Source organism: Streptomyces polyasparticus (assembly GCF_014493765.1).
Taxonomy (GTDB): Bacteria; Actinomycetota; Actinomycetes; order Streptomycetales; family Streptomycetaceae; genus Streptomyces; species Streptomyces polyasparticus.
This window is the reverse complement of record NZ_JACTVJ010000006.1, coordinates 20,950-46,359: the sequence shown is the minus strand read 5'-3', so window position 1 is coordinate 46,359 and position 25,410 is coordinate 20,950. Positions and strand designations below refer to the sequence as shown.

Sequence of the window (25,410 nt, the reverse complement as noted above, 5' to 3'; positions counted from 1 at the left end):
CACCTGTGCCGGTGCCGATCGTATTGCAGTGTCCGCCGGCTCGCGGCGAGCAGTCGACGCTCATGCGATCCGCTCCAACTCATCAGCGTGTACGGGATGGTTGAGCGGTACGCCGCGGGCGAAGCGGGCGAGTTCGTCGACCGCGAGGGCGCCGAGCCGGCCGATCTCGTTGCCCTGGGCGCCGGCCAGATGCGGGGTGAGGAACACGTTCGGCAGCCCCCACAGCGGATGTCCGGCCGGCAGCGGCTCCGGGTCGGTGACGTCGAGTACCGCGTCGATCCGTCCGCTCACCAGTTCCCGGGTCAGCGCCCCGGTGTCGACGAGACGCCCGCGGGAGGTGTTGACCAGGAGCGCACCCGGACGCAGGAGCGCGAGGCGGCGCGCGTCGATCAGCCCCCGGGTCTCCTGCGTGTCCGGCGCGTGCACGGTGACGGCGTCGCTGCGCGCCATCAGCGCGTCGAGCTCCACCACCTCCACGCCCAGCAACTCCGCCTCGGCCGGTGTGAGATACGGGTCGTGCAGCAGCACCGTCACGTCCAGCACCCGAAGCAGTTCGATCACTCTCCGGCCGATCCGTGAGGCGCCGACCACGCCCACCGTGATCCCGTTGGTGCCCAGCCAGTGGTGGTGTCGCAGGTCGCCGCCCGTGCGCCTGGTGCGCCGCTGTCGGTAAAGGGAGGACAGCGGGAAGGCACGCTTGGCGCCGAGGATGATCGCCGCCAGGGTGAACTCGGCGACCGGGACCGCGTTCGCGGCCGCGGCAGACGACACCGCGATCCCCCGGTCGTACACCTGTGGCGACAGAAACGGCTTCACCGTGCCCGCCGCGTGGATCACCGCGCGCAGCCGTGGCGCGCGGGCGAGCACCTTCTCGTCGATCGGCGGGCATCCCCAGCCGGTGAGCAGCACCTCACTGGCGGCCAGCGCCTCCTGCGCCGCGGGCGTCTCGAACTCACTTACTCCGTACGGGAGTTGGAGATCGGCGACGCTTTCCAGGCGAGCCCGGACGGTCGTCGGGAAGACGTCGTCGAGCAACTCGGGGTCGAGCACCAGCAACGTTCGCGGCCTGTCCGGTTCCTCGTCAGTGGATCGCACCCTGCCTCCGGACAGTAAGCGTGTACTACGGGACGTCTGGAAGTTAGGGAGGACTTGACCTTGCCGTCAAGCGGTTCGAGCGAAAACACCGGAAGAATGCCCGCTTTTCCGTGGTTCTGGCGTGGCCTGCGGCAGCAAGTAACTCGCTTGTTTCTTCAGGTGTATTGACGCCAGGGTTAAGCGGTTACTACGTTCCCGCTCCATGACCGATACGGCAACGAGGAGGCCGCCGGTGGAAACCGGCAAGGCGTCCACGCCCGCCCGCGCTCCGGGGATCCCGGGCCGGCGGCTCACGCTCTGGCAGCGCGTCAAACGCGACAAGGTGATGCTGCTGCTCACCCTGCCCGGCCTGCTCTACTTCCTGGTCTTCCACTACGTGCCGGTGTTCGGCTTCATGGTCGCCTTCCAGGACTACGAGCCGTACCTCGGCTTCATGCACAGCCCGTGGACCGGACTCGACAACTTCGCCGCGATCTTCGAGGATCCGAAGTTCTGGTCGGCCCTCGGCAACACCCTGCTGATCGCGGGCATCCAACTAGTGTTCTTCTTCCCGCTGCCAATCGCGCTCGCCCTGCTGCTCAACAGCGTGCTGAGCAGCAAGATCCGGCGCTTCGTGCAGAGCGTGGTCTATCTGCCGCACTTCATCGGCTGGGTCATCATCGTCTCGCTGTTCCAGCAGATCCTGGGCGGCGCGGGTGTCGTACCGGATCTGCTCGACTCGGTGGGCCTGCCGCGCTACGACATGACGTCCGACCCCGAAGCGTTCCCCTGGCTGCTCACCTTGCAGCTGCTCTGGAAGGACGCCGGCTGGGGCACGATCATCATCCTCGCCGCCCTGCTCTCCATCGACCGGGGCCTTTACGAGGCGGCGGCCATCGACGGCGCGAAGGCCTGGCGGCGGATGTGGCACGTGACGCTGCCCGGCATCGTCCCGGTGATCATCCTGCTGCTGATCCTCAACCTCGGCATGGTGCTCTCCGTCGGCTTCGAGCAGATCCTGCTCCAGCGCGACGCGGTGGGTCCGGACGCCGGCGAGGTCCTCGACACCTACGTCTACTACCACGGCGTCCGCGACGGCCAGTGGGGCACGGCCTCCGCGGTCGGTCTGATCAAGGCCCTCGTCGGTACAGCCCTGGTGCTCGGCGCCAACAAGTTCGCCCATCGCCTCGGTCACGAAGGGATCTACCGCCGTGCCGACAGCTGAATCGGTTCGCCCGCCCTGGATGGAAAAGCCCACCATCCCCGGCCAGGCGCTGAAGGGCCTGGCGCTCACCCTGGTGGTGGCTGCCGTCGTCTACCCGCTGCTCGCCGTCATCGGCACCAGCTTCGCCAGTCAGACGGATGTCCTCAAGGGCAGCGGTCTGGTCCTGTGGCCGGATCACCCCACCCTGGACGCGTATCGCACCGTCTTCCAGGGCGGTGTGGTGATGCGCGCTCTGATGGTGAGCCTGCTCATCACCGTGACCGGCACCGTCGCCAGCGTGCTGGCCACCATCGGCATGGCCTACGGCCTCTCCCGCCGCGATGTGCCGTTCTCCCGGTTCATCCTGATGGCCGCGCTGTTCACGATGCTCTTCAACCCGGGCATCATCCCCAACTTCCTTCTGGTGAAGGAGCTGGGCCTGTACAACACCTTCGCGGCTCTGGTGGCGCCGGTCCTGGTCAGCGCCTTCAACCTGGTCGTCCTGCGGGCCTTCTTCATGAACCTGCCGCAGGAGTTGTACGACGCGGCGAAGGTGGACGGCGCGGGCGACTTCCGGGTCCTGCTGCGCGTCGTCCTGCCGCTGTCGAAAGCCGTGATCGCCGTGATCAGCCTGTTCTACGCCGTCACGTACTGGAACGCCTTCTTCAACGCACTGCTCTACCTCGACGACTCCGAGAAGTGGCCGCTGCCGATGGTGCTGCGCACCTTCGTGCTGCAGGGCCGCTCCATGGACGGCGCCGTCGCAGGCGAGGCGCTCGCACCGCAGCAGTCGGTGCAGATGGCGGTGCTGGTCATCGCCGTGATCCCGATCCTGCTCGTCTATCCCTTCCTGCAGCGCTACTTCACCAAGGGTGTCCTCACGGGCGCCGTCAAGGGCTGACGCCCCTGCCTCGCGCCGACCCCAACTGCCTCTTCCGCACGGCCGTTCCACCCTTCCCCCCGCTCCGGCACGTTCCTCATCCTTAGGAGACCCTCAGGTGTCGAGCTCCACCGAGATCAACCGTCGCTCTCTGCTCCGTCTGGGCCTGGGCGCAGGCCTCGGCCTCGCCGCCGCACCGCTCCTCGCGGCCTGCGGCGACGGCGGAACCCAGGCCAAGGCCGGGGCGAAGGACGCCGCGCTGCTGCCGAAGACCACGCCTCGCAACATCGGCCTCAAGCCCGATCTGCCGGGCACCGCGGCCGGCGTGCCGAATGGCTACTTCACCTACCCGGCACAGCCCACCGCGTCGGTGAAGGGCGCTCCGCTCAAGGGCGCCAAGACGGTGAAGGCCACGCTCCAGACGTACGCCCCGCCGCCGCCCGGACGCGACGAGAACGCCGCCTGGCAGGCCATCGAGAAGAAGCTCGGCGCCCAGGTCGACATCACCATCGTGCCGGCCGACGACTACCCGACGAAGTTCTCCACGATGGTCGCGGGCGACAACATCGCCGACATCTTCATGTACCCGGAGACCGGCGGCGCCGACAACAAGGCCGGCTTCCTGGCCGCCAAGTGCGCCGACCTCACGCCGTTCCTGGCCGGCGACAAGGTGAGCGCCTACCCGAACCTGGCCGCCATCACGAAGGCCGCCTGGCAGGACGGGATCTTCGGCGGCAGGCTGTACGGCATCCCGATCTCCCGTGCGGGCTCGGGCGGCGTGGGCTTCTACCGCCATGACCTGTACGCCCAGGCCGGGGTGGAATCGCTCGACGATCTCACCGACGTCGCGGCGTTCGTGGAGCTGTGCAAGGATCTGACCCGGCCCAAGAAGGACCAGTACGCGCTCAGCGCCACCGCCATCAATCTCCTGGCCATGTCCTACGGTGCGCCGTACGACTGGCGCCTGGAGCAGGCGAGCGGCAAGTTCACCCTGGACCTGGAGACCGAGGAGTTCCGCAAGGCGGTCGAGACGGCCCGCGAGCTGTACAAGGCCGGCTGCTACTACCCCGGCTCACTGGCGATGACCGCCGCACAGAAGGAGAAGTACACCGGCTTCTTCAAGAACGGCAAGGCCGCCTATGTCTACGACGGCATGCCCGCCTATCTCACGCCCAGCACGGGCTACTTGGACGCGATGGCCGGCGTGGACAAGAAGTTCGACCCGCGGCCGATGACACCGATCGGCTCCTCGGCGGTGGCCTGGCCCAACAATCTCGCCCTGTCGTACGTGTTCATCAAGAAGGCCGACGACAAGCGGGTCAAGCAGCTCATCGCCCTCGCCGACTTCGCCGCCGCCCCGTTCGGCAGCGAGGAGTACACACTGATCAACTACGGCGTCGAGGGCGTCGACCACACCCGTGACGCCAAGGGCAACCCGGTCCTCACCAAGCAGGGCACGCAGGACACGGTCGTGCCGTGGAGGCTGTTCGGCTCGGCCGTCCCCGACCTGTTCTCCACCAGCTCCGAGGTGGGTGTGCGGCATCTCCACGCGGCGTACTCGAAGATCATCCCGCTGATGCTTCCGAAGGAGTACGCCGGTTACTCGTCGCCCACCTGGGACTCCAAGGGCAGCGGCAGCCTGTTCACCCTCAAGTCGGACGGCCTCAAGGACCTCATCTCGGGCCGCAAGCCGATGTCCGCGTACGACCAGTTGGTCAAGGACTACCTGGCGCAGGGCGGCGAGCAGGCGCGCACCGAGTTCCAGGAGGCGCTGCAGCAGGGCAAGAAGGTGACCGCCAAGTGACCTCGTACACCAGAAGACGCGCCCTGACGCTCGGCGGCGCGAGTGCCGCCGCGCTCGCCGTCACGGGCATCGCCCGGGCGGCGTCGGCCGAGCCGACGCCCGGCGCACCTGGCGTCGGCGACCCGCTCTACCCGACGCTCGGCAACGGCGGCTACCAGGTCACGCACTACGACCTGACCTTCGACTTCACGCCGGTGACGTACGACTTCACCGGCGTGGTGAAGATGTTCGCCCAGGCGACCCAGCACCTCTCGGCGTTCAATCTGGACACCGACGGCCATGAGATCGACTCCGTCAAGGTCAACGGCCGTGACGCCTCATGGGAGTTGAGCGCAGGGCTGACCGGCCAGGAGCTCACCGTCACCCCGGCGAGCCCGCTCGCGAAGTCGGTGCCGTTCACCGTCGAGGTCCGCTACCACGGCAACGGCAAGGCGCCGCGGGCGAGCGTGACGGGCTGGAACTTCGGCACCGACGGCGGCTTCGCCTGCGCGGCCCAGTCCTCACGCGCCGACACGTTCTTCCCCTGCAACGACCACCCGTCCGACAAGGCCACGTGGACCTTCCACATCAGCGCCCCGGAGGGCTTCGTCGCCACGGCGAACGGCGAGCTGCTCGCCAAGTCCCCGCGCCCGGACGGCTCCGCGGTCTGGCATTTCGCACTGCGCGAACGGATGGCCACCGAACTGGTCGGCATCGCGGTGGTCAAGGGCACGTATCTGTACGGGACCAGCCGCCGCGGTCTGCGGCTGCGGCATGTCGTACCGCAGGGCCAGGAGGAGAAGTACGCGCCGATCGTCGAGCGCACGGCGGACCATCTCGATTGGGCGGAGGCCAAGTTCGGCCGCTACCCGTTCAGCGTGTACGGGCTGCACATCTACGACGGGTACAAGGCGGCCCTGGAGAACCAGACGCTGTCGCTGTTCTCCACCGCGTGGTTCAAGCTCAACGCGGCGGGCCATCCGACGTACGAGAACACGATGATCCACGAGCTCGTGCACCAGTGGTACGGCGACTCCGTGACCCCGAAGGACTGGCAGCAGGCCTGGCTGAACGAGGGGCCTGCCGTGTACTACCAGCGTCTGTACAGCGCCGAGCAGGGCTGGGAGGACTTCGAGGCGCTGATGAAGGGCTACTACGCGAGGCTCGGTTCTGACCGAGCGCTCAACGGGCCGCCCGGACTGCCCAAGGCCCTGGGCGGGTTCAACATCTACCAGGGCGGGGCGCTGGTCCTGTACGCGCTGCGCAAGCAGGTCGGGGACGCGAAGTTCGAGCAGATCATGAAGGTCTGGCCGCGTCGCTTCCATGACTCGACTGTGGACAGCGAGGACTTCATCCGGCACGTGGTCGACCTGACGGGCGACGCCTCACTCGACGGCTTTCTGCGCGACTGGCTTTTCGGCTCGGTGAACCCGCCGATGCCCGGACACCCCGATTGGACGGTACCCACGCCATGACCGACGACCTCCGCCTGGGCGTGCTCGGTTTCGGCCTGCGCGCCTCGCTGGCCCTGACCGCCCACCGCCCCGGCGGGGGCTCGGTGGTGACCGCGGTGGCAGACCCCGACCCTGCGGCGCTGGGTAACGCCGGGTCACGGCTGCCCGCAGCGGCCCTGCACACCGACCACCGGCGAGTCCTCGACGACCCCGACGTGGACGCCGTCCTGATCCTCACCCCGGACCACACGCACGCCGAACTGGCCTGCGAGTCACTGCGCGCGGGCAAACCCGTCCTGGTCGAGAAGCCCTTGGACATCACCGTCGAGCGCTGTGACGACATTCTCCGTACGGCCTACGAGACGGGGACCCGGCTGTACATCGGGCACAACATGCGGCACATGCCCGTCGTACGCCTGATGCGCGACCTGGTCCTCGGCGGCGCCGTCGGTGAGGTCAAGACCGTGTGGGTTCGGCACTTCGTCGGCTACGGCGGCGACTGGTACTTCAAGGACTGGCACGCCGAACGCCGCAACACGACGGGGCTGCTGCTGCAGAAGGCCGCCCACGACCTCGACGTCGTGCACTGGCTGGCGGGCGGATACGCCGCCGAAGTGCAGGCGCTGGGCGACCTCATGGTGTACGGGGACAACCCGGACCGCCGTGCGCCCGGCGAGCCGAAAGCGGACGACTGGTACACGAAGGACGGCCACTGGCCACCCGCCACGCAGCGGGCGCTCAATCCGGTGATCGACGTCGAGGACGTCTCGATGCTCAACATGCGCCTGGACAACGGAGTGTTGGCCGCCTACCAGCAGTGCCATTTCGCGCCCGACTACTGGCGCAACTACACCGTCATCGGTGACGCGGGCCGGCTGGAGAACCTCGGCGACGGGCCCGGCGGATGTGTGAAGGTGTGGAACTCCCGGCGGTCCGGCTACCGCCCGGACGCCGACGAGGTGCACGAGATCCCCGCCGTACAGGACCTGGGCAACCATGGTGGCGCGGACCCGCTCCTGATCGACGAGTTCCTCCGGTTCGCCCGCGACGGCGCCCCGACGGACACCTCTCCGGTCGCGGCCCGGATGGCCGTGGCGGCGGGGGTGCGGGCCACCGAGTCACTACGCGACGGCGGCACCCCACGGACCGTCCCGCCCTTGGCCCCGGAGCTCGTGGCGTACTTCGAGCGGGGACAGACGCGGGACTAGGGGATGCCTTGTGGATCAGGCCCTAAAGCGCCGAGCAGGTCTCGCACGGTAACCGCGTTCACCGCTCTCGGGCACGCCTGCCAGGGAATCAACAACCTTCTCGCCCTTACTACTTGACGTCTGATGTACACGCTTACTACGGTCTCGGCTGCTCGACCAGCGCACCACACCCCGTGTCCCGACACACCCGTGGGAGCAAGTCTTGAGCCCTACCTCCGCGAGACCAGGCCGCCGCGCCGTCCTCACCGCGGCGGCCGCCGCCGGAGTCAGCGCCCTGCTGCCGACCGCGCGCCCCGCCGGGGCCGCGTCGATCCAGGCCGTCACCCTCAACCTCACGGCTCGGACATCCGCCGCTTCCCAGCGGACCCGGCTGGCCTGCGCCATGCCGGCCAGCGACTACCTTGCCACCGGCGCCTACGTCCCGGCGGGCGTCCGGGTCACGCTCGCCGTCTCGGCCCCGGACGGACTGGTCCCGAAAGCCGTCGTCGGCATCCCCGACCCCTACGGCACCAACGCCCGCTCATACACGCTCTCCGCCGGGACCAACACCCTCACCGACGCCCACGGCGGCCCACTCCAGCTGATCTTCATCGGTAGCGGCGAACAGGCGGCCGTGACGCTGGGCACCGGCATCCTCGCCATGCCCACCTTCGTACACGGCACCACCAGCGAGTCCACCTTCCAGTGGCAGCTCGACAACTACCCGGGCGCGGGATACGTCCAGCTCCGCTCGGCGCACGCCCTGGTCACCCTGTCCCGTGCCACCGCCCTCACCTATCGCGGCGAGAACCACGCGACCCTGCTCGACGCGTATGAAACGGTGCTGGCCTCGCACGCCACCTTCAGCGGGCTGTCCGGCACCACCGGCCTGCATGCCCGCAACCCGCTGCCGTACCACTTCGTGAACGTCACCAAGGTCCCCGACGGCTGGGGGGCCTTCGCCTCCAGCTCGGGCTTCATGGGCTTCCCCGACGCCTCCGTGGTCAACCTCGCCTCGGAGAGCCGGCTGCGCACCGCCGCCTGGGGCACGTACCACGAACTCGGCCATCAGCATCAGCAGTCCGCCGTGAAACCGGCCGCCCTGACGGAGGTCACCAACAACCTCTACGCCCTGTATGCCCAGCGCACCCTGGGCCTCACCTCCCGGCTGCTCACGAAGAACGGCAGCGGCCTGGACGAGTACGACCAGGCCTTCGCGGCACGGAACGCCGGCACGGCCTACGCGGACCTCCCGGTCTGGGCGAAGCTCGTCCCGCTGTGGCAGCTGTACCTGGCCTCCGGCGTCGGCCTGTGGCAACTGGTCCACCGGCACATCCGCACCGACAACCCACCCGCCGCCACGGACGCCGACCGCTACGACAACCTCGCCGTCTACGCCAGCCGCGCCATGGGCCGCGACCTGACCGGCTTCTTCGCCGACAGGTGGCGCTACCCCCTGACCGCTTCGGGCCGCTCCCGGATCGCCGCCCTCGGCCTGAACCCGCCGTCGTCCGATCTGAGCACCCTGCGCGAGTGACGCGGAGGCTCCCGCCTGCGCGAATGGCGCAGAGGCTCCCGCGTGCGCATCGGCCGCCCCCGACCCCGCCTCCCTATGGCGGGCCGGGGGCGGGCGCATGCCGCCACCGCATGGCGGGCCGGGGCGGGCGTCTGTTCCCTGCGCAAAGTCCGGCGCTCTCCGCGCACGATCAAGGGAACATGTGTTCTATTCTGTGGTCCAGTGCAACCGAGGAGGCTCCATGCGCTGGGACAACCTGACCCATGAACGTCCGATGGACGCCGCTCTGTTCGGTGCGGACGCGGTGACGACCAGGCGGTTCGACACCCCCGAGTTCGCCGGCATGACCTTCCACGAGATCCGTGCGAAGTCGATCGTGAACCGGGTGCCGGGGGCCTCGCGGATGCCCTTCGAGTGGACCGTGAACCCGTACCGGGGCTGCACCCACGCCTGCGTGTACTGCTTCGCGCGCAAGACCCACAGCTATCTCGACCTCGACACCGGCCTCGGCTTCGACTCGCAGATCGTGGTCAAGGTGAACGCCCCCGAGCTCCTGCGCGGCAAGCTCGCCGACCACCGTTGGCACGGGGAGCACATCGCGATGGGGACGAATGTCGATTGTTACCAGCGAGCGGAGGGCCGCTACCGCCTGATGCCGGGGATCATCTCGGCCCTGCGCGACTACGCGAACCCCTTCTCGATCCTGACCAAGGGCACCCTGATCCTGCGCGACCTGGAGCTGCTCAAGCAGTCCGCCGAGGTGACCGAGGTCGGCATCTCCGTCTCCGTCGGCTTCGTCGACCAGACGTTGTGGCGCACGGTCGAACCCGGCACCCCCTCCCCCGAGCGCCGCCTCGACGTCGTGCGCACCCTCACCGAGCACGGCATCGGCTGCGGGGTCCTGATGGCTCCCGTCATCCCGTTCCTGGGCGACTCCCCCGAGCAGCTCCGGAGCACCGTACGGGCGATCGCCGCCGCCGGCGCCACCTCCGTCACACCGCTCGTGCTGCATCTGCGCCCGGGCGCCCGCGAGTGGTTCATGGCGTGGCTCGGGCAGCACCACCCCCATCTCCTACGGCGGTACGAGCGGCTGTACGCGGAGGGCGCCTACGCGCCGAAGTGGTACCAGCGGCGGATCACCCGCCATGTGCACGAGCTGGCAAGGGAGTTCGGGATCGGGCCGTCCTCGTCGGGCGAGGCCCGGCGGATCGACCGGCCCGCGACGCAACCGCTGTCCACGGCGCCGCAGCAGCCTCTGGCACCGGAGGCGACTCAGCTAACCCTCCTGTGACCGTTTCCCCTCGATTCGGTCAACTCACAACAGAATCTGTCCTTCCGGGGACCGTTTCCGGGACGATGCGGCGTGGGCTGTGGCATGCACAGTCCGAAGCCGGGCCGCGGGCAGCGGTCCGGACCCTCCGTACCGGGAGGTCGGATGAGAACACGCACACTGGCGTTGTGCGGTGTCGCCGCCATGGTGGGCGGGCTGCTGAGCGCGGTCCCGTCGGCGGCGGGCACCCCGGCGGCCGAAAAGGCCCCGGCCGCGCGCACCTCACTCAAGTGGAAGGACTGCTCGACCGAGAACTACCCGACGCTGCAGTGCACTTCGCTCAAGGTCCCGCTCGACCACTCGAAGCCGGGCGGCCAGAAGATCACGCTGGCGCTCTCGCGGGTGCCGCACACCTCTTCGGCGAAGTCGTACCAGGGACCCCTGCTCGTGAACCCCGGCGGCCCCGGAGGCAGTGGGCTCACGCTCGCCGGGTTCGTGGCCGGCTCCCTGCCGAAGAAGGTCGCCGCCACCTATGACGTGATCGGCTTCGATCCGCGCGGCGTGGGCAAGAGCGAGCCCGCGCTCAACTGCCGCCCCGGACACTTCGATCCGGTCAGGCCCGACACGGTGCCGTCCTCGCAGAGGATCGAGCAGGCGAACCTCAAGCGGGCCAAGGCCTTCGCGGACGCCTGCGGCAAGAAGTACGGCTCGCTCCTGAAGTACATCGACACGGTGAGCGCCGTCCGTGACATGGACGCGATCCGCAAGGCACTGGGCGCCAAGAAGATCAACTACTTCGGCTACTCCTACGGCACGTATCTGGGCGCGGTGTACGCGAAGTTCTACCCGCACCGGGTGCGCCGGGCGGTCCTCGACTCCATCGTGGATCCGACGGGCGTCTGGTACCGGGACAACATCGACCAGGACTACGCCTTCGACGCCCGCCACAAGGCCTTCGCGGCCTGGGTGGCCAAGCACGACGCCGCGTACAAGCTCGGCAAGGACCCGGCGAAGATCGAGGCCAAGTGGTACGCGATGCGCGCGGCGTTGGCGAAGAAGCCGGCCGGCAAGAAGGTGGGCGCGAGCGAGCTCGAGGACACCTTCATCCCCGGCGGGTACTACAACGGCTACTGGCCCTACCTGGCCGAGGCGTTCGCGGCGTACGTCAACGACAAGGACGACGGCCCGCTGGTCGAGGCGTACGAGAACTTCGCGGCCGTCGACGCGTCGGGCGAGAACGGGTACTCCGTGTACGCGGCCGTCCAGTGCCGTGACGCGTGGTGGCCGCGCGACTGGGGGCAGTGGCGCCATGACATGTGGAAGGCGCACGACAAGGCGCCGTTCATGACATGGAACAACGCCTGGTACAACGCGCCCTGCGCGTTCTGGCCGACGAAGCCGCTGAGCCCGCCGGACGTCTCCAACTCCAAGCTGCCGCCGGTGCTGCTCTTCCAGGCCACGGACGATGCGGCCACCCCGTACGGGGGCGGACTCGTCGTCCACCGGAAGCTGCACGGATCGAGCCTGGTCGTCGAGGAGGGCGGCGGCAACCACGGCATCACGCTGAGCGGCAACGCCTGCCTGGACAAGTACCTGGCGGACTACCTCGCTTCGGGGAAGGTGCCACGGGGTGCGGGTGAGGTCGACGCGACCTGCGCCGCGCTCCCCGACCCCGAACCGGAGGCGCCCGCGGCCGCATCGGCCTCGGGCGGCGGGTCGACCCTGCACGGAATGCTCGGGTTCAGGTCCTGACCTGAACCCGGGCTCGGGCCCCTGACCGGAAGGATCCCGACCCGGCACGCTGACGCCGTCGGGGTGCGGAGAGGATGGGTGGATGAGCGACCTCACCCGCATCCCCGCCCCCGACGGTGTCCACCCGGCCACGGCCTACACGCATGTCGTCCTCGGCACCGGCACCTTCATCGCGGTGTCCGGCCAGCTCGCACTGGACGAACGGGGCGAGCTCGTGGGCCCCGGGGATCCCGAGGCGCAGGGCCGCCAGGTCTTCGAGAACCTCCGCCGCTGCCTCGCGGCCGCGGGCGCCTCCTTCGACGACGTCGTCAAGCTGACGTACTTCGTGACGGACACCGCCCATATGCCGGCCGTACGGGCGGCACGCGACGCGTACCTCCACCCGGACCGGCTGCCCGCGTCGACGGCCGTCCAGGTCTCCGCCCTCGTGGCCCCGGAGTTCCTGATGGAAATCGAGGCGCTCGCCGTGGTCGCCACCCCCTAAGGTGCCCGCATGGATCTACGCGTACGGGAGATGACCGAGGCCGATCTCGACGACGTCGCCGAGATCCGTGTGCGCGGATGGCAGTTCGCGTATCGCGGGTTGATGCCGCAGAGCTATCTCGACGCGATGAGCCCCGAGGCGGACGCCGCCGCACGGCGCAAGCGGTGGGCCGACCCCAGGCCCGGCGCCGTCGGTCTGGTCGCCGAACGGGAGGGACGCGTGATCGGGTTCGCGGCGTTCGGGCCCACGCGGGACGAGGACCTCGCCGCGGGCGCCCACGAGGTGTACGCCCTCTACGTCCACCCCGACGGGATCGGCACCGGTGCGGGCCGCGCGCTCATGGACGAGAGCCTGGACCGCTGCCGTACGGCCGGAGTCGAACTCGTCGTGCTGTGGGTGCTCATCGGGAACCACCGCGCCCGCCGCTTCTACGAGCGGGCCGGATTCGGCCCCGACGGGACCTCCACGGCATACGACGTGGACGGCGTGGCCGTGCCCGAGGTGCGTTATGCGCGACGCCTCGGCGGACCGCCCGCAGGAGATACGGCACCGCGCGGGTCGATGCGCACCTGAGCGCTCTCCTGGCCGGACCGGCCCGATGTCGAACGGCAACAGGCGGGCGCGCACGGCCTATTCACGCCCCCGCCACAGCCACCCCATCGCCGCCGACTGCACCAGGAAGCTGACGGCGGCCCAGACGTAGAAGAGCCAGCCCGTCGGCGCGGGGCCGTCGTACACCAGGTCCTCCAACGGGATGTAGAGGAGGAGGGTGGGCAGCAGCGGGAGGAGAGCCGCCGAGTAGCCCACGCCCTTCAGCATCGAGTCGGGGTCGGCGACGGTCCACTCGTAGAGCGCCCCGGCGAGGGCGCAGGCGGCGATCAGGCCGAGATAGGCGAGGGAGAGCGGGTTCGTCACGGTGAGGCGGACGAGCCCGCCGAGCCGTCCTTTCATCGCGCCCCCAACTGCCGTACGGACCAAGCAGTACGGCAACCGTCTCAGGCGTCCGTCATCCTCGCCAGCGCCGCGGTGGCCGCGGCCGCGAGCCGTGGATGTGCGCGCGCGGCCGTCAGGGCGGGGACGGCGCGCGAGTCGGCGAGGGCACCGAGCCCCTCGACACAGGCCAAGGCCACGCGCCAGTACGGGTCGGTGGGCGAGGCGAGCCGGCGTTCGAGGACCGTGACGAGCGCGGGTGCGGATTCGGGGGCGCGCAGCTCCGTGAGCAGCCGGACGGGGTGCAGCGCGTAGGCGACGCGCAGTTCGTTGGTCGCGAGGGCCGCCGCCGCGCGGGCCGTACGGGGGTCGCCGAGGCGGGCGAGCGCGCCGGCCGCGGCCGCGCAGCGCTCCGGGTCGCGGTGGTTGAGGAGCAGCACCAGGGTCTCGAAGGACCGCCCGTCACCGGCCAGCCCGAGCCGCAGCGCGGCAAACTCGCGGGCCCACAGCGGGCGTTGGGGTTCGGTCAGCACGCGGGCCAGGGCGTCGTGGTCCTTGCTGACACGCAGGCGCTCATAGGTGGCCGCCCCCTCGTCGCCGGCCTCGAGCCGTAAGCGCTCCGTCACTGATCGCCACTCTTCGTCCATGAACGCCACCCTAATGCCGCGCCCGCGAAGGTCCGCCGGGTGGTCGCGCGGGCTGGACGGCTCAGGAGGCCGACGGCCCGATCTCGCCCGCGAAGACGATGATCTGGTCGATGAGGCTCCGGCGCAGATGGACGACGTCCGTTCCCGCGAGGCGGGGGCCTCCGTCCGGTGTGGTGAAGACCCATTGGTAACGGGCCCACTCGTCAGGCATGTCCACCGCGGAGCAGCGCACCATCGTGCCGGTCCCCGCCGGGTGGCGCCGGATGTCCAGCACGAACCGCTCGACCGCCGCGATTCCTTCGCTGCGGCCCAACGGCCCCCAGAAGACCACATCCGAGGTCAGGGCCTGGGAGAGCAGGGTGGTCACATAGGTGTCGTCCGAGGCGTTGAACGCGGAGATGAACGTGTCGATCGCGGAGCGTGCGGTCTCTTCCTGCATGTCCCAGTAATACCAGCCGCCTCGCGTGCGCTCCTCCCGCGAGCCGTCTTCCGATCACGGTGAACCATCCCGGTCGCGGCACCGGCGTGCTTCCCCGCGAGTCCCCCGCACCGTGAGCCAGACCACAAACTCCGGGGTCTGGCGCGCTCGTTACCCACCGGTTAAGCTCAGACGAGCGGGACACACCCCGTATGTACTCCCGCCGGCCTGGTGACGCAGCCGGCGAGAGCTTGTCGGTTCGGTACATCGCTTGCGACGCGGCCCCGGGACAGGGCCCGTCGATCACCACCGGCTCCGCGCGCAGAGCGCGGGCCGGGCACGGCGCCGGTCCGCGCTCTGCGCGCGGCCGGACACCACGACACCAACTCCCGTACGCCCCCTGCCCGTTCACCGGTGGCCGCGCGTACGCCCCTCTCAGTCGTCACTCACCCTCCCTGGAGTCCGCGATGGACCGTCCCGAACCTTCCTTGCGCACGATCGCCGTCGTCGGCCTCGGCACCATGGGCACCGGTATCGCCGAGGTGCTCGCCCGCGCCGGCCGCGACGTCATCGGCATCGACATCAGCGAGGCCCAGACCGTGCAGGCCGTCGCCGCTCTGGAGGCCTCCACCGCACGCGCCGTGCAGCGCGGGCGGATCACCGAAGCCGAGCGCAACGAACTCCTCAGCCGTTTCCGTACGTTCACCGCCCTGGACGTCGCCGTCGCGGCCGACCTGGTCATCGAGGTGATCCCGGAGTCGTACGAGCTCAAGAGCCGTCTTTTCCGCGAACTGGACGCGATCGTGCGCCCGGACACCATCATCGCCACCGGCACCAACGCCTTGTCCGTGACCCGGCTCGCCGCCGAGTCCACCCGGCCCGAGCGCGTCCTCGGCCTGCACTTCTTCAACCCGGCGCCCGCGATGAAGCTGGTCGAGGTGGTCTCGTCCGTGCTCACCGCGCCCGAGGCCGTCGACGCGGTCACCGCGCTCGCCCACGACCTCGGCAAGGAGCCCGTGTCCGTGGGCGACCGCCCCGGCTTCGTCGCGGACGGACTGCTCTTCGGCTATCTCAACCAGGCCGCGTCGATGTACGAGGCCAAGTACGCCAGCCGCGAGGACATCGACGCCGCGATGCGGCTCGGCTGCGGCCTTCCGATGGGCCCGCTCGCCCTGCTCGACCTGATCGGGATCGACACCGCGCGCACCGTCCTGGACGCCATGTACGCCGAGTCCCACGACCGGCTGCACGCGCCGGCGCCGATCCTCAAGCAGCTCAGCGAGGCCGGTCTGACCGGCCGCAAGGCGGGGCGCGGCTTCTACACGTACGCCGAGCCCGGCAGCACCGAGACGGTGCGCGACGCGCTGACCCCGCTGGACGACGCGCCGCTGGCCGCCGGACGCGCGGTGCGCAGCGTCGGCGTCGCGGGCTCGGGGACCATGGCCTCCGGGATCGCCGAGGTGTTCGCGAAGGCCGGCTACGCCGTCGTGCTCGCCGCGCGCAGCCAGGAGAAGGCCGAGACCGCCAAGTCCCGTATCGCCAAGTCGCTTTCGCGTTCTGTCGACAAGGGCCGGATGACCGCCGAGGCGCGGGACGAGACGCTCGGCCGGATCACACCGGCGGGTTCGTACGACTCCTTCGCCGACGTCGATCTCGCGGTCGAGGCCGTCGCCGAGGACCTGGAGATCAAGCAGCAGCTGTTCGCCACGCTCGACAAGGTCTGCAAGCCGGGTGCGGTGCTCGCCACCACGACGTCCTCGCTGCCCGTGGTCGCCTGCGCCCGCGCCACCTCGCGCCCGCAGGACGTGATCGGCATGCACTTCTTCAACCCGGCCCCGGCCATGAAGCTGGTCGAGGTCGTGCGCACGGTCCTGACCGCCGACGATGTGCACGCCACGGTCCGCGAGGTCTGCACGAAGATCCGCAAGCACCCGGTGGACTGCGGCGACCGCGCCGGCTTCATCGTGAACGCGCTGCTCTTCCCGTATCTGAACAACGCGATCAAGATGGTCCAGGAGCACTACGCGACCCTCGACGACATCGACGCCGCGATGAAGCTCGGCGGCGGCTACCCGATGGGACCGTTCGAGCTGCTCGACGTGGTCGGCCTCGATGTCTCCCTGGCGATCGAGCAGGTGCTCCACCGCGAGTTCCGCGACCCGGGCCTGGCTCCCGCGCCGCTCCTGGAGCACCTGGTCGCCGCGGGCTGCCTCGGCCGCAAGACCGGTCGCGGCTTCCGCGAATATGCCAGGCGCTAGGAGGCTGGTGTCCGACCCCGCTTCGGATCAGGCCGAGGGGCCTGGCGCCGTCGAATCCAAGGCGGAGGAGGGAGGGATGGCGGAGCCATCGCGACCGACGACAACGCAGGAGGCGGCGGTGCCAGGCCCCTCGGCCCCGGAGAAGGGTCGGACACCAGCCTCCAGGTCCCGTACGGAGTGGGGTGGGCTGCTCGATCCGGCGATCAGCCCCTCCGCTGCGGCGCAGCACACCGATTCCATGCAGTACGTTCGGTCCATGCCCAGTGCCGCCAACACCCCCAGAACCACCTCCGCGCCCGACGCACCGGAAAGTGCCGCGGGCAGTCGCGCCGCCGCCCAGCGGCTCAAGATGCGCAGGGAGCTGGCGGCCGCGGCGATGGAGCTGTTCGCGGCCAAGGGATACGAGGCCACCACGGTCGACGAGATCGCGGCGCGCGCCGGAGTCGCGCGCCGCACCTTCTTCCGGCACTTCCGGTCCAAGGAAGAGGCGATCTTCCCGGACCACGACGACACCCTGATCCGCGCGGAAGCGGTCCTGAACGCCGCTCCGCCGCACGAGAACCCGCTCGACACGGTCTGCCGCGGCATCAAGGAAGTCATGAAGATGTACGCGGCCTCGCCGGCCGTCTCCATCGAGCGCTACCGCCTCACGCGCGAGGTACCGACCCTGCGCGAACGCGAGATCGCCTCGGTGGCCCGCTACGAGCGGCTCTTCACGCGCTATCTGCTCGGCCATTTCGACGAGCAGGCCCACCACGACGGCGACGACGATCCGTTGCTCGCCGAGGTCGCCGCCTCGGCCGTGGTGACCGCGCACAACCATGTGCTGCGGCGCTGGCTGCGGGCAGGCGGCAAGGGCGATCTGGAGGGCCAGCTCGACCACGCGTTCGCGATCGTCCGGCGCACTTTCGGCAGCGGCATCCTGGCGGGGCGTTCACCGTCCGGGAGCACTCCGGTGGCGGCGGCACGCACCGAGGGCGAGGTGCTGGTGACGGTGGCGCGCACGGACGCGCCGCTCGACGAGGTCATGCGCACGATCGAGCGGGCGCTGCGCACCCCGGACGCCCCGTAAGCCCTCCGGAAAACCCGAATACTCGCAAGTAACGTAGGCCACATTCGACCGACGGCCGCCCCTGCGAAGGGGCGGCCGTCTTCGCGTTTCCGCAGGCCAGAGGCCCTTTCCTCGCTGCATTTGATCGATCATCGCTCATCTGAACCGGCCTGGTGACACCTGAGAGAAAATGTTGGCACTCGGTGTCTTGCCGCTTGGCACGCCGTGCCATAACTTGAAATCAGTCCGGGCGGCCGGCGCGCAGAGAACCCTCGTGCGCCGGCTGTCCCCTCAAGGTCCCGCAAGGGGCCTGAGCGCCCGGACGCCTGCGTCACAGGCACCTCCCGCGCACACAAAGCGCCGCCGCAGCACCGCACTTGGCCGGTCGTCCGCGACCGCCGCCCGCAGTCTCCGCCGAACCGACGGCACCACCACCGCAGTTCCCTCACCTCAGCTCGACGCACCCTCACCCCGACGTACCGCTTTCGCCGGAGGCAACACCGTGAAGGAAATCCTGGACGCGATCCAGTCGCCGGACAGCACCCCGGCCGACTTCGCCGCGCTGCGCATCCCCGAGTCCTACCGCGCGGTCACCGTGCACAAGGACGAGACCGAGATGTTCGCCGGACTCGAGACCCGCGAGAAGGACCCGCGCAAGTCGCTGCACCTCGACGAGGTCGCCGTGCCCGAACTCGGCCCGGGCGAGGCCCTGGTGGCCGTCATGGCCAGCTCGGTGAACTACAACTCCGTGTGGACGTCGATCTTCGAACCGCTCTCCACCTTCGGTTTCCTCGAGCGCTACGGGCGACTGTCGGAGCTCACCAAGCGGCACGACCTGCCGTACCACGTCATCGGTTCCGACCTCGCGGGTGTCGTCCTGCGCACCGGCCCGGGTGTCAACGCCTGGAAGCCGGGCGACGAGGTCGTCGCGCACTGCCTGAGCGTCGAGCTGGAGTCCAGCGACGGCCACAACGACACGATGCTCGACCCCGAACAGCGCATCTGGGGCTTCGAGACCAACTTCGGCGGGCTCGCGGAGATCGCGCTCGTCAAGTCCAACCAGCTGATGCCCAAGCCGGACCACCTGAGCTGGGAGGAGGCCGCCGCTCCCGGTCTGGTCAACTCCACCGCGTACCGCCAGCTGGTCTCCCGTAACGGCGCCGGCATGAAGCAGGGCGACAACGTCCTGATCTGGGGCGCCAGCGGCGGACTCGGCTCCTACGCCACGCAGTTCGCCCTGGCCGGCGGCGCCAACCCGATCTGTGTCGTCTCCAGCGACCAGAAGGCGGAGATCTGCCGGAAGATGGGCGCCGAGGCGATCATCGACCGCAACGCCGAGGGCTACAAGTTCTGGAAGGACGAGCAGACCCAGGACCCCAAGGAGTGGAAGCGCTTCGGCAAGCGCATCCGTGAACTCACCGGCGGCGAGGACATCGACATCGTCTTCGAGCACCCGGGCCGCGAGACCTTCGGCGCCTCCGTCTACGTCACGCGCAAGGGCGGCACCATCACCACCTGCGCCTCCACCTCGGGCTACATGCACGAGTACGACAACCGCTACCTGTGGATGTCCCTGAAGCGCATCATCGGCTCGCACTTCGCCAACTACCGCGAGGCGTGGGAGGCCAACCGCCTGATCGCCAAGGGCAAGATCCACCCGACGCTCTCCAAGACGTACTCCCTGGAGGACACCGGGCAGGCGGCGTACGACGTGCACCGCAACCTCCACCAGGGCAAGGTCGGCGTGCTCGCGCTCGCGCCTCAGGAGGGGCTCGGCGTGCGGGACGAGGAGATGCGCGCCAAGCACCTGGACGCCATCAACCGCTTCCGGGACATCTGATGACTCCCTCTCAGGAACCCCAGGAGCCGCGGACACCTCGGGAACCGAACCAGCGGCCCCGGCAGAAGGACCGCCCGTGGCTGATGCGCACCTACGCGGGCCACTCCACGGCCGAGGCGTCCAACGCGCTCTACCGCCGCAACCTCGCCAAGGGCCAGACGGGTCTGTCGGTCGCCTTCGACCTGCCGACCCAGACCGGCTACGACCCGGACCACATCCTGGCCCGCGGCGAGGTCGGCCGGGTGGGCGTCCCGGTCTCGCACCTCGGTGACATGCGCCGGCTGTTCCAGGACATCCCCCTGGAGCAGATGAACACCTCGATGACCATCAACGCCACCGCCATGTGGCTCCTGGCCCTCTACCAGGTGGTCGCCGAGGAACAGGGCGCGGACATCGCCCAGTTGCAGGGCACGACGCAGAACGACATCGTCAAGGAGTACCTGTCGCGCGGGACGCATGTCTTCCCGCCGGGGCCGAGCCTGCGCCTGACGACGGACATGATCGCCTACACGGTGTCCCACATCCCCAAGTGGAACCCGATCAACATCTGCAGCTACCACCTCCAGGAGGCGGGGGCCACACCGGTCCAGGAGATCGCGTACGCGATGTCCACCGCCATCGCCGTTCTCGATGCCGTACGCGACGCAGGGCAGGTCCCCCAGGAGAAGTTCGGGGACGTCGTCGCCCGCATCTCCTTCTTTGTGAACGCGGGTGTCCGCTTCATCGAGGAGATGTGCAAGATGCGGGCGTTCGGGCGGATCTGGGATCAGATCACGCGCGAGCGGTACGGCATCGAGAACGCCAAACAGCGCAGGTTCCGCTACGGGGTGCAGGTCAACTCGCTGGGCCTGACCGAGGCGCAGCCGGAGAACAACGTCCAGCGCATCGTCCTGGAGATGCTGGCCGTCACCCTCTCCAAGGACGCCCGCGCCCGCGCCGTACAACTCCCGGCCTGGAACGAGGCGTTGGGCCTGCCGCGGCCGTGGGACCAGCAGTGGTCCCTGCGGATCCAGCAGGTGCTCGCGCACGAGAGCGACCTTCTCGAGTACGAGGACATCTTCGCGGGCTCGCACGTCATCGAGAAGAAGGTCGACGAGCTGGTCGCCGAGTCCCTCGCGGAGATCGAGCGGATCCAGGAGATGGGCGGCGCGATGGCGGCCGTCGAATCCGGCTACCTCAAGTCGGCGCTCGTCGCCTCGCACGCCGAGCGGCGGGCGCGGATCGAGGGCGGCGAGGAGAAGATCGTCGGCGTCAACATCTACGAGACCACCGAGCCCAACCCGCTCACGGCCGACCTGGACACCGCGATCATGACGGTGGACCACGCGGTCGAGGCCAAGGTCGTGCGGGCCATCGGCGAGTGGCGTACGACCCGTGAGGAGTCCAGCGACCGCCAGGGGCTGGGCGATCCGTTCCACTACCCGACCACCCGGCAGGCGATCGACCGCCTCAAGGAGGCCGCGGCGGGCACGGAGAACCTCATGGAGGCCACGCTGGAGTGCGTGCGCGCCGGTGTGACCACAGGCGAGTGGGCGGGGGCGCTGCGCGAGGTGTTCGGCGAGTTCCGGGCGCCCACGGGCGTCTCGTCGGCTCCGGTCGCGGTCACGGCGGAGGAGGGCTCCCCTCTCGCCCTCGTCCGCGAGAAGGTCCGCCGCACCGGCGAGGAGCTCGGCGGCAAGCTCCGTCTGCTCGTCGGCAAGCCCGGCCTGGACGGGCACTCCAACGGCGCCGAGCAGATCGCCGTACGGGCCCGTGACGCCGGCTTCGAGGTGGTCTACCAGGGCATCAGGCTCACGCCCGAGCAGATCGTCTCGGCGGCGCTCGCCGAGGACGTGCACTGCGTCGGTCTGTCCATCCTGTCCGGCTCGCACGCCGAGCTGGTGCCGGATGTGCTGGCGCGGCTGCGCGAGGCGGGGGCGGCCGAGGTCCCCGTCATCGTCGGGGGCATCATTCCCAGCGCCGACGCCGCGCAGTTGAAGGCCGCCGGAGTGGCCGCCGTCTTCACGCCGAAGGACTTCGGCATCACGGAGATCATCGGCCGTATCGTCGACGAGATCCGCACAGCGAACCAGCTCGACCCCTTGGAGGTCCCCGCATGACCCAGGTGAACCGTCTCCGTCCGCGTCGCTCCTGCCTCGCGGTGCCGGGGTCCAACCCCCGCTTCCTGGAGAAGGCCCAGGGCCTCCCCGCAGACCAGGTCTTCCTCGACCTGGAGGACGCCTGCGCCCCGCTCGCCAAGCCCGAGGCGCGCCACACCATCGTGAAGTTCCTCAACGAGGGCGACTGGACCGGCAAGACGCGCGTGGTGCGGGTCAACGACTGGACCACCGAGTGGACGTACCGCGATGTCGTGACCGTGGTCGAGGGCGCGGGCCAGAACCTCGACTGCATCATGCTGCCGAAGGTGCAGACGGCCGAGCAGATCGTCTCGCTCGACCTGCTGCTCACGCAGATCGAGAAGACGATGGGCTTCGAGGTCGGCAAGATCGGCATCGAGGCGCAGATCGAGAACGCGCGCGGTCTGAACAACGTCAACGCGATCGCCGAGGCCTCCCCCCGTATCGAGACGATCATCTTCGGCCCGGCCGACTTCATGGCGTCCATCAACATGAAGTCCCTGGTCGTGGGCGAGCAGCCGCCCGGCTACCCGGCGGACGCCTACCACTACATCCTGATGAAGATCCTGATGGCGGCCCGCGCCAACGACCTCCAGGCGATCGACGGCCCCTACCTGCAGATCCGCAACGTCGAGGGCTACCGCGAGGTCGCCCAGCGCGCCGCCGCGCTCGGCTTCGACGGCAAGTGGGTGCTTCACCCCGGCCAGGTCGAGGCGTCGAACGAGATCTTCTCGCCCTCGCAGGAGGACTTCGACCACGCCGAGCTCATCCTGGACGCGTACGAGTACTACACGTCCGAGGCAGGCGGCAAGAAGGGCTCGGCGATGCTCGGCGACGAGATGATCGACGAGGCGAGCCGGAAGATGGCGCTCGTCATCTCCGGGAAGGGGCGTGCGGCGGGTATGCGGCGCACGTCGAAGTTCGAGGCCCCGGAGGCGTAAGACACCATGCAGTTCGGCCGCACCTACGAAGAGTTCGAGATCGGCGCCGTCTACAAGCACTGGCCCGGCAAGACGGTCACCGAGTACGACGACCACCTCTTCTGCCTGCTCACCATGAACCACCACCCGCTCCACATGGACGCGAACTATGCGGAGCAGACGACGGACTTCGGCAAGAACGTCGTCGTCGGCAACTACATCTACTCGCTGCTGCTCGGCATGTCCGTGCCGGATGTCTCCGGCAAGGCGATCGCCAACCTGGAGGTCGAGTCGCTCAAGCACGTGGCGCCGACCTTCCACGGCGACACGATCTACGGCGAGACGACCGTCCTGGACAAGACGCCCTCGAAGTCGAAGAACGACCGCGGGATCGTCTACGTCGAGACCAAGGGCTACAAGCAGGACGGCACGCTCGTCTGCGTCTTCCGCCGCAAGGTCATGGTCCCCACCGAGACGTACATCAAGGAGCGCGGCGGCGAACAGCCCGGCCGCCCGACCCCTTCCAACTGACTACGTGCAGGAGCGCTGAGACATGGCACGACTCGCCCAGACCGCCGGCCTGACGGACATCCAGCAGGAAATCCTGTCCACCGTACGGGACTTCGTGGACAAAGAGATCATTCCGGTCGCCACCGGGCTCGAGCACCGCGACGAGTACCCGCAGGACATCGTCGACGGGCTCAAGGAGTTGGGGCTCTTCGGGCTGATGATCCCCGAGGAGTACGGGGGTCTGGGCGAGTCGCTGCTCACGTACGCGCTCTGCGTGGAGGAGATCGCGCGCGGCTGGATGTCCGTGTCCGGGATCATCAACACGCACTTCATCGTGGCGTACATGCTCAAGCAGCACGGCACGCAGGAGCAGAAGGACTACTTCCTGCCGCGCATGGCCGCCGGCGAGGTCCGCGGCGCGTTCTCGATGTCCGAACCCGGTCTGGGCTCCGATGTGTCGGCGATCACATCGAAGGCGGTCAAGGACGGCGACGAGTACGTCCTGAACGGCCAGAAGATGTGGCTGACCAACGGCGGAACGTCAACTTTGGTCGCCGTTCTCGTACGAAGTGACGAAGGACACCCCGAGGGCACCCCGGCCCACAAGTCGATGACGACCTTCTTGATCGAGAAGGAACCGGGATTCGGCGAGGTCCGCCCGGGCCTGACCATTCCGGGAAAGATCGACAAGATGGGTTACAAGGGGGTCGACACCACCGAACTCATCATGGACGGCCTGCGAATTCCGGCCAATCGCGTCCTGGGTGGTGAGACGGGCCGAGGTTTTTACCAAATGATGGACGGTGTCGAGGTCGGCCGTGTGAATGTCGCTGCGCGTGGCTGTGGCGTCGCACAACGTGCATTCGAACTCGGCGTCTCCTACGCCCAGCAGCGTCACACTTTCGGTAAGCCGATCGCCCACCACCAGGCGATTCAGTTCAAGCTGGCCGAGATGGCCACCAAGGTGGAAGCGGCGCATGCGATGATGGTGAATGCAGCGCGCAAAAAGGACACTGGGGAGCGAAACGACCTCGAAGCAGGGATGGCGAAGTACCTCGCCTCCGAGTACTGCAAAGAAGTCGTGGAGGACGCGTTCCGCATCCATGGCGGATACGGCTTCTCCAAGGAGTACGAGATCGAGCGTCTCTACCGCGAAGCCCCCATGCTGCTGATCGGTGAAGGTACCGCCGAGATCCAGAAAATGATCATTGGTCGAAGGCTGCTCGAGGAATATCGAGTTCAGGGCTGAACGTCCCGTTTGGGGTGATTGGTCAAGGGCGAAGATCACACCCTGTGAGCGCTCTTCGGCCTCCGACTCGGCTTCCTGGCTTGCCCAGTTGCGGTGCGCAACCGCTACCATCCCGGGAAAGCCGCCGTCCCCCGTCACCGCGCGGCATCATCCGCTACGAAGGTCATCCATGCCCCACAGCCAGAACTCTGCACCAAGCGACAGCCGCCTCGGCGTACGCCTTGCTCGCGGAGCGTCGCCGTGGCTTCTGCCGACCGTCGCCACCGCAGCTCTCAGCCTCGTCCGCTCGCGCCGCTCCGGCGCCGCGAAGGCCGTCGCTGTACCCGCCACCGCCCTGGCGGCGGGCATGCTGTGGTTCTTCCGCGACCCCGAGCGCGAGATCGCTCAGGGCCGGGTCATCTCCCCGGCCGACGGTGTGGTGCAGAGCATCATGCCGTGGAAGGACGGACGCACCCGCGTCGCGATCTTCATGAGCCCGCTGAACGTGCACGTCAACCGCGCGCCCCTCGCGGGCACGGTGACGTCGGTCGAGCACATCCCCGGCGGTTTCGTCCCGGCGTTCAACAAGGAGAGCGAGAACAACGAGCGCGTTGTCTGGCACTTCGACACCGAGCTCGGCGACATCGAGATGGTCCAGATCGCGGGAGCGGTCGCGCGTCGCATCGTGCCGTACGTGCCGCAGGGCACCAAGGTCGAGCAGGGCGAGCGCATCGGCCTGATCCGCTTCGGTTCGCGTGTCGACATCTACCTGCCCGAGGGCATCGAGGTGGATGTGGAAGTGGGGCAGAAGACCGTGGCTGGGGTGACTCGCATTGACCGTGGTTGATCCTGATACACAGGCCGGCTGGGTTCCCGAGGCCGAGGAG

The 25,410-nt window shown here is 68.9% G+C and carries 22 protein-coding genes; 18 read left to right on the top strand and 4 right to left on the bottom strand.

What is annotated here, in order from left to right; translation table 11 throughout:
* Positions 1–60: 60 nt before the first annotated feature.
* Complete coding sequence (locus H9Y04_RS12230; protein ID WP_308800959.1) at positions 61–1,095, bottom strand: hydroxyacid dehydrogenase; 1,035 nt, start codon at positions 1,093–1,095, stop codon at positions 61–63.
* Positions 1,096–1,420: 325 nt separating this feature from the next.
* Here H9Y04_RS12230 and H9Y04_RS12225 point away from each other — a divergent pair, with 325 nt between their 5' ends.
* The 10 genes from H9Y04_RS12225 (at position 1,421) to H9Y04_RS12180 (ending at position 13,177) form a co-directional block, all read left to right on the top strand.
* Positions 1,421–2,299 carry an ABC transporter permease gene (locus tag H9Y04_RS12225; protein ID WP_438818106.1) on the top strand — a complete coding sequence of 293 codons (879 nt, stop codon included), beginning with the start codon at positions 1,421–1,423 and terminating at the stop codon, positions 2,297–2,299.
* A gap of 19 nt (positions 2,300–2,318) precedes the next feature.
* Positions 2,319–3,179: a carbohydrate ABC transporter permease gene (locus H9Y04_RS12220; protein WP_187813833.1), complete on the top strand. Its 861-nt coding sequence runs from the start codon at positions 2,319–2,321 to the stop codon at positions 3,177–3,179.
* Between the two features lie 97 nt (positions 3,180–3,276).
* Positions 3,277–4,962 (top strand): extracellular solute-binding protein, encoded by a 1,686-nt coding sequence (locus H9Y04_RS12215; protein WP_187813832.1) that lies wholly within the window; start codon positions 3,277–3,279, stop codon positions 4,960–4,962.
* Complete coding sequence (locus tag H9Y04_RS12210) at positions 4,959–6,416, top strand: M1 family metallopeptidase (protein WP_187813831.1); 1,458 nt, start codon at positions 4,959–4,961, stop codon at positions 6,414–6,416. The genes H9Y04_RS12215 and H9Y04_RS12210 overlap by 4 nt, the downstream gene beginning before the upstream one ends.
* Positions 6,413–7,603 (top strand): Gfo/Idh/MocA family protein, encoded by a 1,191-nt coding sequence (locus H9Y04_RS12205; protein ID WP_187813830.1) that lies wholly within the window; start codon positions 6,413–6,415, stop codon positions 7,601–7,603. Before H9Y04_RS12210 ends, H9Y04_RS12205 begins: the two co-directional genes overlap by 4 nt.
* A 202-nt stretch (positions 7,604–7,805) precedes the next feature.
* Entirely contained in the window at positions 7,806–9,119 is a 1,314-nt protein-coding gene (locus H9Y04_RS12200) for a M60 family metallopeptidase (protein WP_187813829.1), read from the top strand.
* A gap of 220 nt (positions 9,120–9,339) precedes the next feature.
* The gene (locus H9Y04_RS12195) at positions 9,340–10,389 is read left to right on the top strand and encodes an Rv2578c family radical SAM protein (protein WP_187813828.1); all 1,050 of its coding nucleotides are present in this window, start codon (positions 9,340–9,342) and stop codon (positions 10,387–10,389) included.
* 144 nt (positions 10,390–10,533) lie between these two features.
* The gene (locus H9Y04_RS12190) at positions 10,534–12,120 is read left to right on the top strand and encodes an alpha/beta hydrolase (protein WP_187813827.1); all 1,587 of its coding nucleotides are present in this window, start codon (positions 10,534–10,536) and stop codon (positions 12,118–12,120) included.
* 82 nt (positions 12,121–12,202) lie between these two features.
* Positions 12,203–12,604 (top strand): RidA family protein, encoded by a 402-nt coding sequence (locus H9Y04_RS12185; RefSeq protein ID WP_187813826.1) that lies wholly within the window; start codon positions 12,203–12,205, stop codon positions 12,602–12,604.
* A gap of 9 nt (positions 12,605–12,613) precedes the next feature.
* Entirely contained in the window at positions 12,614–13,177 is a 564-nt protein-coding gene (locus H9Y04_RS12180; protein WP_187813825.1) for a GNAT family N-acetyltransferase, read from the top strand.
* A gap of 57 nt (positions 13,178–13,234) precedes the next feature.
* Here H9Y04_RS12180 and H9Y04_RS12175 read toward each other — a convergent pair whose 3' ends face one another.
* The 3 genes from H9Y04_RS12175 to H9Y04_RS12165 all read right to left on the bottom strand — a co-directional run bounded on the left by H9Y04_RS12175 (position 13,235) and on the right by H9Y04_RS12165 (position 14,620).
* Complete coding sequence (locus H9Y04_RS12175; protein WP_187813824.1) at positions 13,235–13,555, bottom strand: SCO4225 family membrane protein; 321 nt, start codon at positions 13,553–13,555, stop codon at positions 13,235–13,237.
* A gap of 44 nt (positions 13,556–13,599) precedes the next feature.
* Positions 13,600–14,181 carry an adenylosuccinate lyase gene (locus tag H9Y04_RS12170; RefSeq protein ID WP_187813823.1) on the bottom strand — a complete coding sequence of 194 codons (582 nt, stop codon included), beginning with the start codon at positions 14,179–14,181 and terminating at the stop codon, positions 13,600–13,602.
* 61 nt (positions 14,182–14,242) lie between these two features.
* Entirely contained in the window at positions 14,243–14,620 is a 378-nt protein-coding gene (locus H9Y04_RS12165) for a nuclear transport factor 2 family protein (RefSeq protein WP_187813822.1), read from the bottom strand.
* A gap of 446 nt (positions 14,621–15,066) precedes the next feature.
* Here H9Y04_RS12165 and H9Y04_RS12160 point away from each other — a divergent pair, with 446 nt between their 5' ends.
* The 8 genes from H9Y04_RS12160 (at position 15,067) to H9Y04_RS12125 (ending at position 25,370) form a co-directional block, all read left to right on the top strand.
* Positions 15,067–16,857 (top strand): 3-hydroxyacyl-CoA dehydrogenase family protein, encoded by a 1,791-nt coding sequence (locus H9Y04_RS12160; RefSeq protein WP_187813821.1) that lies wholly within the window; start codon positions 15,067–15,069, stop codon positions 16,855–16,857.
* Positions 16,858–17,095: 238 nt separating this feature from the next.
* Entirely contained in the window at positions 17,096–17,929 is an 834-nt protein-coding gene (locus H9Y04_RS12155) for a TetR family transcriptional regulator (protein WP_187813820.1), read from the top strand.
* Positions 17,930–18,410: 481 nt separating this feature from the next.
* Positions 18,411–19,748, top strand: a complete 1,338-nt coding sequence (gene ccrA, locus H9Y04_RS12150) for a crotonyl-CoA carboxylase/reductase (protein ID WP_187813819.1) — start codon at positions 18,411–18,413, stop codon at positions 19,746–19,748.
* Complete coding sequence (locus tag H9Y04_RS12145; protein WP_187813818.1) at positions 19,748–21,847, top strand: protein meaA; 2,100 nt, start codon at positions 19,748–19,750, stop codon at positions 21,845–21,847. Before ccrA ends, H9Y04_RS12145 begins: the two co-directional genes overlap by 1 nt.
* Positions 21,844–22,806, top strand: coding sequence for an HpcH/HpaI aldolase/citrate lyase family protein (locus H9Y04_RS12140; protein WP_187813817.1), 963 nt, complete (start codon positions 21,844–21,846; stop codon positions 22,804–22,806). Before H9Y04_RS12145 ends, H9Y04_RS12140 begins: the two co-directional genes overlap by 4 nt.
* A 6-nt stretch (positions 22,807–22,812) precedes the next feature.
* Positions 22,813–23,316: a MaoC family dehydratase gene (locus H9Y04_RS12135; RefSeq protein WP_187813816.1), complete on the top strand. Its 504-nt coding sequence runs from the start codon at positions 22,813–22,815 to the stop codon at positions 23,314–23,316.
* Between the two features lie 22 nt (positions 23,317–23,338).
* On the top strand, positions 23,339–24,544 hold the full coding sequence (locus tag H9Y04_RS12130; protein WP_187813815.1) for an acyl-CoA dehydrogenase family protein: 1,206 nt from the start codon (positions 23,339–23,341) through the stop codon (positions 24,542–24,544).
* 169 nt (positions 24,545–24,713) lie between these two features.
* Entirely contained in the window at positions 24,714–25,370 is a 657-nt protein-coding gene (locus tag H9Y04_RS12125) for a phosphatidylserine decarboxylase (protein WP_187813814.1), read from the top strand.
* Positions 25,371–25,410 lie beyond the last annotated feature (40 nt).